This window comes from Streptomyces sp. NPDC054887 (genome assembly GCF_053610585.1).
On sequence record NZ_JBSGYQ010000001.1, the window covers coordinates 249,145 to 261,605 of the forward strand.

Here is a 12,461-nt window from a genome sequence, read left to right on the forward strand (position 1 = left end):
GCGCCGCCCCCCGTCACCGCACGACCAGTCGCAGAACCTCCAGCGGACTCCAGTGCCCGGCGGCCCCGGGGCAGGCCGCCACGTAGGCCGCGACGGTGGCCTCGTCCCACGCGCCCGTCTCCAGCAGCCCGGTGGCCAGGTGCCGCACGTACGCGGCGGACGGCCTGGTCCACTCGACCTCGTCGGCTCCCCACGGGGCGGTGAAGGTGAGCACGGGCGTGCCGTCGACCGTGCCGGGGCACACGAGCGTCTCGTAGCGCCCGCCCCCGAGCGCCGACCTGCCCTCGCGCAGCACGTCGCTCAGGTCGAGATCGACGCCCGGCTCCCGGTACATCTCCTGGGCGGCGATGTCCGAGAACTGCCCGGCCGTGACGAGATGCACCCGCGCGAGAACCCGTCCGCGCCCCGCGGGATCGAAGAAGGCCCGGCCCCCGCCCCACACCGGCGACTCGGTGGCGAAGTACAGCGCGCCCGCCGGCTCGACCGCGACGGACGCCGCCGGCGCACGCCGGTCCCTGCACCCCGGGTACGTCCTGGACCCGCCCGGCGGCCGGCCGCCCGCGAGGTAGAACGTCAGCCGGTCCAGGTGCGTGTTGGACCCGTACGACATGTACCAGACCCGCGACGGCACGCCGCCCGCGTACCGCTCCCCGTCGACGACCCGCGCGCGAACCATGGCCCTCCCCCCTCTTCGAGACCCGGCCGGGGCGGCTGAAGCCTTCCAGCCGCGGAGGATACGAAATCCGCAGCTCTGCGAGTGTCGCCCGGACGCCGCGCCGCCACGGGCGAGCGGTCGGGGTCGCTCGAAAAAATGTGCGGGAGCCGGGGACAACCCTGCCCCCGGCTCACGAGTCACACAGGCGTCCGACTTCTCGCCTGATCCGCCTTGGTCCGGAAGGGGCCCTTTTCTCTGTGATGACTCGTACCCGGCTGTCCGCGCTGGCCGCGACGGCCGCGCTCGCCACCGCCGGCGGCCTGATCACCGCCGCCCCCGCCTCCGCGGCGGTCACCTGCGCCTCTCCCGTCTGGAAGGCGCAGTACTTCGGCAACTCCACCTTCAGCGGCACGCCGAAGCTCACCGCCTGCGACACCGCCATCAGCGAGGACTACGGGTCCGGCGACCCGGCCGGCGTCACCCTGCCCAAGGACAACTTCTCCGTCCGCTGGTCCCTCACCCGGGACTTCGGCTCCGGCGGCCCGTTCCGGCTCTCCGCCGCCACGCAGGACGGCATGCGCGTCTACGTCGACGGCGAGCGGAAGGTCGACCTGTGGAAGAACGTCTCCACCACCGCCCGTAAGACCGTCGACCTGAGCCTGTCGGCCGGTAAGCACACGATCCGCGTGGACTACGTCGCCTGGACGGGCGTCGCCAACGCCGCCTTCACGTACACCCCGCGCACCGAGTCCGCCGTCGACACGGTCAAGCCGCTCGCCCCGGCCGGCCTCACCGCCGCGTACGACTCGACGACGGCCCAGGCCACCCTGCGCTGGACCGCCAACAAGGAGATGGACCTCGCCGGGTACCGCGTGTACCGCCGGCTGGGCGCCACGAGCTGGGCCAAGGTCAGCGGCACGTCGCTGCTGACCACCCGGTCCTTCGTCGACGCCCCGCCCGCCACCGGCCAGACCTTCCTGTACGAGGTCCGCGCCGTCGACAAGGCCGGCCGCGAGTCCACCGGCAGCGCGGACGTGACGGCGACGACCGTCGACCGCACCGGGCCGGCCGCCCCCACCGGACTCACGGTCGCCACCGGCGACGGGTGGTCGGACACCCTGAACTGGCAGGCGGTCGCCGACTCGGCGAAGTACGAGGTGTACGCCTCGTCCGCGGCCACCGGACCGTTCGAGCTGCGCGGTACGACGACCACGACGTCGTACCGGACCAGCACCGCCGTGAACACGAACACGTACTACCGGGTCCGGGCCCTCGACGCGGCCGGCAACCCGGGGGCGTACGCGACGGTCACCAGCGACGGTGTCGACCGGATGCCACCGAAGTCCCCGACCGGCGTCACCGCCGGCGCCCGTCCCGGCTACACCAACGTGCACTGGAGCCAACCCGACGGTTTCCAGGAGGACTGGGACAACGGCGGGCACTACCGCGTGTACCGCTCGCCCGGCAAGACGTTCGACCCGACCGCGCGCACCCGGGTGACCTGCGTCGAGGAGGAGAGCGACGAGGCGAGCAACGGCGGCAACTGCTACGACGTGGACATGCCCGCGAACACGTACGTGACGTACGCCGTCACTGCGGTGGACCCGGACGGCAACGAGTCGGCGTACTCCGCGCCGGTCGTCGTCCGCACCGGCGACACCGTGGCGCCCGGCCCGGTCACCGGCGTGAAGGTCACCCCGCGCAACGACGGCATGCTGGTGAGCTGGGCCGCCTCGCCCGAGGACGACATCGACGAGTACGTGGTGTGGAGGGGGGCCCGGCAGGCCGACGGCACGGTCAAGTGGCTCGGCCCCGACACCTGCTCGGAGGGCACGAGCAACTGGCTCGCGATTCTCTGCGGCAACCTGCCGGACGGCGGGACGCACGTGTACGCGGTGATGGCCAAGGACCACTGGGGCAACACGCTGCACCCGAGCGACCCGGAGGTCACCGTGGTCGAGGCCACCGAGCTCGACGTCCGGCCGTCCGTGACCGTCACCCGGGACTGGAGTCTCGGCGGTCTGGGCCACAACCGGACGGCCACCCGTCCGTCCGTCGACTGGCAGTGCACCGACACGGCCCGCTGCGCCACGGTCACCGGCTACCGCGTGAGCCGGTGGAATCCTGCGACCAAGGCGTACGAGACCCAGCACGAGGGACTGCTCCCCGCGGACGCCCGGACGTGGGAGGACGCCGCGGCGACGAAGGGGAACACGTACTTCTACACGCTGGAGGCCGTGACGGCCGACGGCGCCGTGGTGGGGACGTACCCCTGGTACACCGTCTTCCAGGACCGCGTCTGATGGACCTGGGGGGCCTGTCGTCCGGATCCTGCCGGGCTCGTCCGGACGACAGGCCCTGACCGGACCGGTCAGCGACGGCCGTACGGGCCGCCGGAAAGCCTCAGCGACTCCCACTGAGGCGGAAACCGGAACGGAGAATCACGAAGGGCCCCACCGCTCAGCGGTGGGGCCCTTCGTCTGCCCTGGCGGGCGAGTGCGGAGGATACGAGATTCGAACTCGTGAGGGGTTGCCCCCAACACGCTTTCCAAGCGTGCGCCCTAGGCCACTAGGCGAATCCTCCGCCGCAAACAATACAAGACGTTGAGGAGTGCTCGCGAACGCGTTGCGGGCGGTCGCCGCCGGGTCGGGGTCCGGGTCGTTTTCACGGGGGGCCATCCGCTAGGGTGGGGGCCAGCCCCTCACGTGGCGCTATCTCACCGAACTCCCCCAGGGCCGGAAGGCAGCAAGGGTAAGTGAGCTCTGGCGGGTGCGTGGGGGGCGCTTGCGTTGGGCGGGACCGGTTGTCAGCGGGTCCCGATAACCTCGTATACGTGTCGTCCCTTGCGCTCTACCGCCGCTACCGTCCCGAGTCGTTCGCCGAGGTCATCGGGCAGGAGCATGTCACTGCCCCGTTGCAGCAGGCCCTGCGTAACAACCGGGTCAACCACGCGTACCTGTTCAGCGGGCCGCGGGGCTGTGGAAAGACGACCAGCGCCCGCATCCTCGCCCGCTGTCTGAACTGCGAGCAGGGGCCCACGCCCACCCCGTGCGGTGAGTGCCAGTCGTGCGTCGACCTCGCCCGCAACGGCCGGGGATCGATCGACGTCATCGAGATCGACGCCGCGTCGCACGGTGGCGTGGACGACGCCCGTGACCTGCGGGAAAAGGCGTTCTTCGGGCCGGCGAGCAGTCGCTACAAGATCTACATCATCGACGAGGCCCACATGGTCACCCCGGCGGGTTTCAACGCCCTGCTGAAGGTGGTCGAAGAGCCCCCGGAGCACCTCAAGTTCATCTTCGCGACGACGGAGCCCGAGAAGGTCATCGGCACGATCCGCTCGCGTACGCACCACTACCCGTTCCGCCTGGTGCCGCCCGGGACGCTGCGCGACTACCTCGGCGAGGTGTGCGGCAAGGAGGGCATCCCGGTCGAGGACGGCGTACTGCCCCTGGTGGTCCGGTCCGGGGCGGGCTCCGTGCGCGACTCCATGTCCGTCATGGACCAGCTGCTCGCCGGCGCGGCCGACGACGGTGTGACATATGCCATGGCGACCGCCCTCCTCGGGTACACCGAGAGCTCGCTGCTCGACTCGGTCGTGGACGCCTTCGCGGCGGGTGACGGAGCTGCCGCGTTCGAGGTCGTGGACCAGGTCATCGAGGGCGGCAACGATCCCCGCCGCTTCGTGGCCGACCTGCTGGAGCGGCTGCGGGACCTGGTGATCCTCGCCGCCGTGCCCGACGCCCGCGAGAAGGGCCTGATCGACGCGCCCGCCGACGTCGTGGAGCGGATGCAGGCACAGGCGTCGGTGTTCGGCGCGGCGGAGCTGAGCCGCGCCGCCGACCTGGTGAACACCGGCCTCACCGAGATGCGCGGCGCCACCTCGCCGAGGCTCCAGCTGGAGCTGATCTGCGCCCGGGTGCTGCTGCCCGCCGCCTTCGACGACGAGCGCTCGTTCCAGGCGCGGCTCGACCGGCTGGAGCGCGGCGGCGCCGGCGGCGCGTTCATGGCCGCTGCCGCCGCTCCCGGCCCGGCGATGGGCTACGTACCGGGCGCCCAGGCACACCAGGCCCCCGCGGCGGCCGGCGGCGTGCCCGGACCCGCTCCTGTGGCGCCCGCTCCCGCGACGCCGGCCCCTGCGGCCGCCCCGGCGGCCGAGCCGCCCGCTCCCGCTCCCGCTTCCGACGGCGGCCAGCGCCCCGGCGCGTGGCCCGGTGCGGCGGGACCGGGGGCCGGTGCGGCGGACACCGCGGGGCGCCGGCCCGGTGGGTGGCCCACCGCATCCGCCCCGGGCCAGGGCCGCCCCGAGCCGCAGCCCGCGCCCAGCCAGGCCCCGGCACCCGCCCCGGCCGCCCAACCGGCTCCGGCTGCCGCGCAGCCGTCCGCGCAGGGCGCCGTACAGGTGCAGAACATGTGGCCGGGCATCCTGGAGGCCGTCAAGAACCGGCGGCGCTTCACCTGGATCCTGCTGAGCCAGAACGCCCAGGTCAGCGGCTTCGACGGGACGACACTCCAGATCGCCTTCATCAACGCCGGCGCCCGCGACAACTTCGCGAGCAGCGGCAGCGAGGACGTCCTGAAGCAGGCCCTGGCCGAGTCCTTCAACGTGCAGTGGAAGATCGAGTCGATCGTCGACCCGTCCGGCGGTGGCGGGGGCGCCCAGCCCCCCGGCGGCGGAGGCGGCTTCGGCGGCCGGCCCCCGGCCCCGGCTCCCGCCCCGCGCCCCGCCCCGGTCCAGCAGGCCGCGCCCCCGGCCCCGCAGCGCCCGGCGCCCGAACCGCCCTCCGCGAGCGGCGGCGCGTATCCGGCGAACCCGGCCCCCGCGCCCGCGCCGCCCCCGCCCCCGCCGATGGCGATCGAGGACGACGTACCGCAGGAGGACGACGCGGACCTCGTCGACTCGGCGCTCTCCGGGCACGACCTCATCGTGCGGGAGCTGGGCGCGACGGTCGTCGAGGAGTTCACGAACGAGTAGCCCGGCGGGGGGAGCGCGGCGCGCGGGCTAGGCTGCACACCGTGAAGGTCCTCGTCATCGGCGGCGGCGCCCGCGAACACGCCCTGTGCCGCTCTCTGTCCCTCGATCCCGACGTCACCGCGCTGTACTGCGCCCCCGGCAACGCCGGCATCTCCGAGGTGGCCGAGCTGCACCCGGTCGACGCCCTCGACGGCGCGGCCGTGGCCCGGCTCGCCGGCGAGCTCGGCGCCGGTCTGGTCGTCGTCGGCCCGGAGGCGCCGCTCGTCGCGGGCGTCGCCGACGCCGTGCGCGCCGCCGGCATCCCGTGCTTCGGCCCGTCCAAGGAGGCCGCGCAGCTGGAGGGCTCGAAGGCCTTCGCCAAGGACGTGATGGCCGCGGCGAACGTCCCCACCGCCCGCAGCTACGTGTGCACCACCCCCGAAGAGATCGACACGGCCCTGGACGCCTTCGGAGCGCCGTACGTCGTCAAGGACGACGGCCTCGCGGCCGGCAAGGGCGTCGTCGTGACCGACGACCTCCAGGCGGCCCGCCGGCACGCGCTGGCCTGCGACCGCGTGGTCATCGAGGAGTTCCTCGACGGTCCCGAGGTCTCCCTCTTCGCGATCACCGACGGCGTGACCGTCCTCCCGCTCCAGCCCGCGCAGGACTTCAAGCGCGCGCTCGACGGCGACGAGGGCCCGAACACCGGCGGCATGGGCGCGTACTCCCCGCTCCCGTGGGCCGACCCCAAGCTGGTCGACGAGGTCATGGCGACCGTCCTCCAGCCGACGGTCGACGAGCTGCGCCGCCGCGGCACGCCGTTCTCCGGTCTGCTGTACGCCGGTCTGGCGATCACCTCGCGCGGTGTACGGGTCATCGAGTTCAACGCCCGCTTCGGCGACCCCGAGACCCAGGTGGTCCTGGCCCGCCTGAAGACCCCGCTGGCGAGCGTGCTCCTGCACTCCGCCAATGGCACGCTCGACGTCGAGCCGCCGCTGACCTGGCGCGACGACGCGGCCGTGACGGTCGTCATCGCCTCGCACAACTACCCGGAAACCCCCCGCACGGGCGACCCGATCCAGGGCCTCGACGAGGTCGCGGCCCAGGACGCGCCCCACGCGTACGTCCTGCACGCCGGAACCCGGCGCGAGGGTGACGCGGTCATGAGCGCGGGCGGCCGCGTGCTCTCCGTCACGGCGACCGGCAAGGACCTCACCCTGGCCCGGGAGCGGGCGTACGCGGCGGTGTCCCGCATCCGCCTCGACGGCTCGCAGCACCGTACGGACATCGCCGAAAAGGCCGCGTCCGACGCCTGATCCCGCGCCCCACGACGTCAGCAGCTTTCCCCAAAGCCATTCCATCGAGTGACCGCTCGGCCATCCGGCTGACGGCCGTGCCACCCCCAACTAGGGTGCGGCGCAGGCATTCCGGCACTTGGCCCACCGACATTGCGATGTCAGTGGCGGGTGCCACAGTGGGGGAATGAGCAAAGCCGTCGCAGGGCGAAGGGGGTGACGTCCGGCCGTGTCCGGTACCGGTATGGGTGTGGAGAGAGGCGCGCAGTCCGCGCGTTCCAGGGCTCTCGCCGTGCTGCGCGTCCGCAGCACGGCGCTGGCCGTCGCCCTGCTGCCCGCGGCCGTCGCCGTCGTCCTGTTCGCGGGCGGCGCCACGGGCCACGCGGTCGGCGGGGGCTGGGACGCCGCCCGCTGGGTGACGACCGCCGTCGCGGTCGTGGCCCTGCTGGTGGCAGCCGCGGTCGGCACGGTGATCGCACGGGCCAGACCCGCGACGACCCCGACGGTCGAGATCGCCGAGCGCTCGGCGCCCGACCTCTACCGGCTCGTGCGCGACCTGGCGGACCGCCTGGAGGTGCCGGCCCCGTCCGCGATAGCGCTGACCCCGGACTGCGACAGCTGGCTGGAGGACCGTACGCATCCGGCGTCCATACCGGGCGCCGCCCCCGGCCGCCGCCGTGCCGCCGCGGCGCCCGTGCTGGTCATCGGGTCCCCGTTCCTCTGGTGGATGCGGGTGGCCGAGCTGCGGGCGGTACTGGCCCCGGTCGTCGCCGGTACGGGACCGTCCGCGCATCCCGACATAGCCGCCGCCCGCCGTTTCGTACGGGGCCTGGACGCCGCGGTCGCCGAGGCGGCCGCACCGCACCGCACCCCGCTGCTCCGCTGGCCCCTGCGCTTCGTCGGCTGGGTCTCGAAACTCCTCCTGCGCGGCTGCCGCGGGCACGCCGCCGAGATGGAACGAGGCGTCGCCACGGCCGCGTCGGAGCGCGCCCAGACCGTCGACTACGGCCTGCGCATCGTCGCCCAGGAGCAGGTGGGCCTGGCCTACGCGGGCTGGGACCGCCTCCTGACCCGCGTCGCGCTTCCCGCCTGGCGCATGGGCCGCTGGCCCTCCAGCCTCGACGCCGGCGTGGTCTCCGCGCTCACCGAACTCTCCCGCCGCGACCGCCTGGCCGAAGGCTTCGCCTCCCGCCTCGGCGAACGCCCGGCGTGCGACCTCCTCGAAGAGCCCGGCTCCGTCGACGAGGCGGCCTCGCTCCTCGCCGCCCGTCTCTTCCACGGAGGCCCCGCCGAGCCGGGCCCCGACTGGTCGCCGGTCGACTGGCAGCAGTACCCGGAAGAGGTCGTCGACCGCAAGTGGCGGGCGGACGCCGCACGCCTGCACCGGGTCCTGGACACCATCGGCGTACGCCGCGCCACGGCCCCCACGCTCTCCCGCGTGATGGACCACCTGTCGTCCGACGGCGCCACCCCCGAGGCGGAGACCCTCGCCGCCGCCATCGGAGCGGCGGTGGCCCGCGAGGAGGCGGCCGCACCGCCCCCGGCACCGCTCGCCCCGAACGAGGGCGACCCCTGGAGCACGGACCCGCTCCCGCTCTTCCCCCTCGTACCGCCGAGGACGGGCCGTGACCTGCTGGCCGACCACGTCACCGCGATGGTCTGCTGCGCCGCGGTCGACACGGCGGGAGCGGCCCCGGGCCTCGACTGGCTCGACGGCCCCGCGCTCCTCGTGGACGGCGAGCGCCGCCAGGACCTGGCCCCCCGCGTCCTGACCCTGGTGGAAGACGGCGACGCCGCACCCCTCCGCTCCTGGCTGGCCTCGGTAGGAGTACGCCCGGAAAAAACAGTCCGCCTGGTCTGACCCCCACACGCCGCCGTGAGGAGACGCCCCGGCCCGGCACCGACCCCGAAGCCTTTGGCCCGGGTCGGCCCTATCCGCCGCGCACCGCAACCCGTTGCCAGGGGGGAAGGGGCGCCCGGGCGCGGCACCGATCCCGAAGACCGCGGGCAGGGCCGGCCCGATCCGCCGCGTGCGGCAACACGTTGGCGTGAGGGGACGTGCCGGGGCGCTCCCCGCAGGGCGTTGAACGCAACCACGCCACAGGGCCCGCAGCGGTGCCCGAACGTTCGACGCCCGAGGAGACGCCCGGGCGCGGCACCGATCCTGAAGCCCGCGAGCAGGGCCGGCCCACCCGCCGCGTGCGGCAACACGTTGGCAGGAGGGGACGTGCCGGGGCGCTCCCCGCAGGGCGTTGAACGCAACCGCGCCGAAGGGTCCGCAGCGGTGCCCGAAGGTTCGACGCCCGAGGAGACGCCCGGGTGCGGCACCGACCCCGAAGCCCCGGGCAGGGCCAGCCCCACCCGCCGCGCACCGCAATACGTTGCCAGGAGGGCACCGACCCCGAAGCTCCCGCCTCAGGCCGGCCACCGCCCCGCACCCCCCAGCGGTCGCAACGCCCCCGCCAGCCCCACACGCACCCCCCACCGCGCTTTATCACGCCATCCGCTTACCGGAGCCCCCCGTTCCGTTAACGTCAATTCGCGACGAACGGTGACGGAGTGCGTGCGTTATGTGATGTGCTGGGGTCCAGTAGCTGACAAGTGGCGCATCACAGTTGTCTCGGGGGCTAGAGGGAGGGAAGCGGCATGGGGGACGAGTTCATCCGGCGCTGGGAATCGGGCGCGCTCGCGCATGCCGTGTCCGATCCCTTCGGTCAGGGCCCACTGCCCTGGCTCCGCGGCAGCGAGCACTACTTCGGCGACAGCGGCCAGGTGATCCCCTGGTACGCGGAGCCCACCGAGGGCGCGGACCACCGCGACCCCGTAACCGGCGCCCGCCTCCCGCAGCGCCGCTCCGCGCTCACCGGCGGCCCCCGCACCGCCGACGACGTACGCCAGCAGATCAAGGGCTTCGCGTCCCCCGGCGCCGCCGCCCCCGGCGAGGCGATCGACTTCCACATCACCGTCGACCCGCCCCAGCAGTTCTCCGTGGACATCTACCGGATCGGCCACTACGGCGGCGACGGCGCGGCGAAGATCACCACCAGCCCCCGTCTCTCCGGCATCGTCCAGCCGACGCCGCTCGCCGCCGACCGCACGGTCTCCTGCCACCACTGGTGGCTGTCCTGGCGCCTTCAGATCCCGGACTTCTGGAACATCGGGGCGTACGTGGCGGTGCTGACCACCGCCGACGGCTACCGCTCGCACATCCCGTTCACGGTGCGCGACAGCCACCCCGCGGACCTGCTCCTGCTCCTGCCGGACATCACCTGGCAGGCGTACAACCTCTATCCGGAGGACGGCCGGACCGGCGCGAGCCTGTACCACGCGTGGGACAGGATGGGCCGGCTGCTGGGGGAGGAGGACGCGGCCACCACGGTCTCCTTCGACCGTCCGTACGCGGGCGCCGGCCTCCCCCTGCACGTGGGCCACGCGTACGACTTCATCCGCTGGGCCGAGCGCTACGGCTACGACCTCGCGTACGCGGACGCCCGCGACCTGCACGCGGGCCGCATCGACCCCACCCGCTACCGGGGCCTGGTGTTCCCGGGCCACGACGAGTACTGGACGGCGCCCATGCGCCGCGCGACCGAGCTGGCGCGCGAGGCGGGCACGTCGCTCGTGTTCCTGTCCGCCAACACGATGTACTGGCAGGTCGAGCTGTCGCCCTCGGCCTCCGGCACACCGGACCGCCTCCTGACGTGCCGAAAACGCCGCGGCCCGGGCAAGCCGGCCCTCTGGCGCGAGGTGGACCGCCCGGAGCAGCAGCTCCTGGGCATCCAGTACGCGGGAAGGGTCCCCGAACCGAGCCCCCTGGTCGTGCGGAACGCGGACCACTGGCTCTGGGACTCGACCGGCGCGCACGAGAACGACGAGATCGAGGGCCTGGTGGCGGGCGAGGCGGACCGCTACTTCCCCCGTACGGCGCTGCCGGAGCACCGGGGCCGCATCCTGCTGGCCCACTCCCCGTACCGGGACGGCGAAGGCGCGCTACGCCACCAGGAGACGTCCCTCTACCGGGCTCCCAGCGGCGCGCTGGTCTTCGCGTCCGGCACCTTCGCGTGGTCCCCGGCCCTGGACCGCCCCGGCCATGTGGACCCCCGCATCCAGCGCGCCACGGCGAACCTCCTGGACCGCATCTGCAAACGCGACTGACCAGCCCGCAGCCGCACCCGCGCACGCCCCCGCACACCGGCCCGCACCCACACCCGTCACACCCGCCCGAAGCGATTTCCCAGCACATCCCCCTGCCCCGCCCGACGCCTCCGCGAGCCCCCGCCCCCGCGCCCCCGCCCCGCATACGGGAGAATCGGAAGCGTTCCTGGATCAACCTACGCGGAGGAACCGTGTCCGGATTCGTAGAAAAGCCCGAGCCGCTCCAGCTCCCGGGCCTGACCCACCTCCACACGGGCAAGGTGCGTGACCTCTACCAGAACGAGGCCGGCGACCTCGTGATGGTGGCAAGCGACCGCATTTCCGCGTACGACTGGGTGCTGCCCACGGAGATCCCCGACAAGGGCCGGGTCCTGACCCAGCTCTCGCTCTGGTGGTTCGACCAGCTCCGTGACCTCGCCCCGAACCATGTGATCTCGACGGACCTCCCCGCCGGAGCGCCGGACGACTGGGCCGGCCGTACGCTCGTCTGCAAGTCCCTGAAGATGGTCCCGGTCGAGTGCGTGGCCCGCGGCTACCTCACCGGATCGGGGCTCACCGAGTACAACGCGTCCCGCACGGTCTGCGGCCTGGCCCTCCCCGAGGGCCTGTCGGACGGTTCGGAACTCCCGGCCCCGATCTTCACGCCCGCCACGAAGGCGGCCGTGGGCGACCACGACGAGAACGTCAGCTACGAGGAAGTGGCCCGCCAGGTCGGCGCCGAGACGGCCGCCCAGCTGCGCCAGATGACCCTCGCCGTCTACAACCGGGCCCGCGACATCGCCCGCGACCGGGGCATCATCCTCGCCGACACGAAGTTCGAGTTCGGCTTCGACGGCGACGAGCTGATCATCGCCGACGAGGTGCTGACCCCGGACTCCTCCCGCTTCTGGCCCGCCGCCACCTGGGAGCCGGGCCACGCCCAGCCGTCGTACGACAAGCAGTACGTCCGGGACTGGCTGACCTCGCCCGCCTCCGGCTGGGACCGCAAGGCGGAGCTGCCGCCGCCCGCGCTGCCGCAGGAGATCGTCGACGCGACGCGGGCGAAGTACGTGGAGGCGTACGAGATGCTCACCGGCACGAGCTGGTCGTAACCGGACCAGACCAGCCCCAACCCGACCTCGGTGAGTACGGGCCGGCCGGCTCAGCAGCCGGCCGGCCCGACGCCAAAGCGCAAGGCCCCAGCGCAAGGCCCCAGCGCAAGGCCCCAGCGCAAGGCCCCAGCGCCGGGCGAGCAGCTCCAAGGCGCAGCGGAAAGCCCCCACCGCGACGCAACGCAGAAGGCCCCGATCGCAATGACCGGGGCCTTCTGACTCTGAGCGGACGACCAGGTTCGAACTGGCGACCTCAACCTTGGCAAGGTTGCGCTCTACCAACTGAGCTACGTCCGCATGCACCGCGTTG

The 12,461-nt window shown here is 73.3% G+C and carries 7 protein-coding genes, 2 tRNA genes and 1 other RNA gene; 7 read left to right on the plus strand and 3 right to left on the minus strand.

Translation table 11 applies throughout. The annotated features are described in order from the left end of the window. Nucleotides 1–13: 13 nt before the first annotated feature. Complete coding sequence (locus ACWGH0_RS01165; RefSeq protein WP_453402002.1) at nt 14–676, minus strand: histone deacetylase; 663 nt, start codon at nt 674–676, stop codon at nt 14–16. A gap of 239 nt (nt 677–915) precedes the next feature. Here ACWGH0_RS01165 and ACWGH0_RS01170 point away from each other — a divergent pair, with 239 nt between their 5' ends. After that, on the plus strand, nt 916–2,958 hold the full coding sequence (locus tag ACWGH0_RS01170; protein WP_453402063.1) for a PA14 domain-containing protein: 2,043 nt from the start codon (nt 916–918) through the stop codon (nt 2,956–2,958). Nucleotides 2,959–3,154: 196 nt separating this feature from the next. Here the strand turns inward: ACWGH0_RS01170 and ACWGH0_RS01175 are convergent. Continuing rightward, nucleotides 3,155–3,239, minus strand: a tRNA-Ser gene (locus tag ACWGH0_RS01175). Between the two features lie 109 nt (nt 3,240–3,348). On the opposite strand from ACWGH0_RS01175, the gene ffs reads away from it, so the two are divergent. The 6 genes from ffs (at nt 3,349) to ACWGH0_RS01205 (ending at nt 12,151) form a co-directional block, all read left to right on the plus strand. Next, nucleotides 3,349–3,447, plus strand: an RNA gene (gene ffs, locus ACWGH0_RS01180) — signal recognition particle sRNA small type. A 42-nt stretch (nt 3,448–3,489) separates the two neighbouring features. Beyond that, on the plus strand, nt 3,490–5,631 hold the full coding sequence (locus ACWGH0_RS01185) for a DNA polymerase III subunit gamma and tau (protein WP_453402003.1): 2,142 nt from the start codon (nt 3,490–3,492) through the stop codon (nt 5,629–5,631). Nucleotides 5,632–5,672: 41 nt separating this feature from the next. Continuing rightward, the gene (gene purD, locus ACWGH0_RS01190) at nt 5,673–6,926 is read left to right on the plus strand and encodes a phosphoribosylamine--glycine ligase (protein ID WP_453402004.1); all 1,254 of its coding nucleotides are present in this window, start codon (nt 5,673–5,675) and stop codon (nt 6,924–6,926) included. A gap of 208 nt (nt 6,927–7,134) precedes the next feature. Further along, complete coding sequence (locus ACWGH0_RS01195; RefSeq protein ID WP_453402005.1) at nt 7,135–8,766, plus strand: hypothetical protein; 1,632 nt, start codon at nt 7,135–7,137, stop codon at nt 8,764–8,766. A gap of 785 nt (nt 8,767–9,551) precedes the next feature. Further along, complete coding sequence (locus tag ACWGH0_RS01200) at nt 9,552–11,060, plus strand: N,N-dimethylformamidase beta subunit family domain-containing protein (protein WP_453402006.1); 1,509 nt, start codon at nt 9,552–9,554, stop codon at nt 11,058–11,060. A gap of 191 nt (nt 11,061–11,251) precedes the next feature. Continuing rightward, complete coding sequence (locus ACWGH0_RS01205; RefSeq protein ID WP_453402007.1) at nt 11,252–12,151, plus strand: phosphoribosylaminoimidazolesuccinocarboxamide synthase; 900 nt, start codon at nt 11,252–11,254, stop codon at nt 12,149–12,151. 224 nt (nt 12,152–12,375) lie between these two features. On the opposite strand, the gene ACWGH0_RS01210 is transcribed toward ACWGH0_RS01205, so the two are convergent. Next, nucleotides 12,376–12,448: transfer RNA gene (locus ACWGH0_RS01210), tRNA-Gly, on the minus strand. Nucleotides 12,449–12,461 lie beyond the last annotated feature (13 nt).

Bases quoted from the DNA above. Each gene is read 5' to 3' on its own strand.
- ACWGH0_RS01165 (WP_453402002.1), bottom strand. From the start codon at position 676: ATGGTTCGCGCGCGGGTCGTCGACGGGGAGCGGTACGCGGGCGGCGTG.
- ACWGH0_RS01170 (WP_453402063.1), top strand. From the start codon at position 916: ATGACTCGTACCCGGCTGTCCGCGCTGGCCGCGACGGCCGCGCTCGCC.
- ACWGH0_RS01200 (WP_453402006.1), top strand. From the start codon at position 9,552: ATGGGGGACGAGTTCATCCGGCGCTGGGAATCGGGCGCGCTCGCGCAT.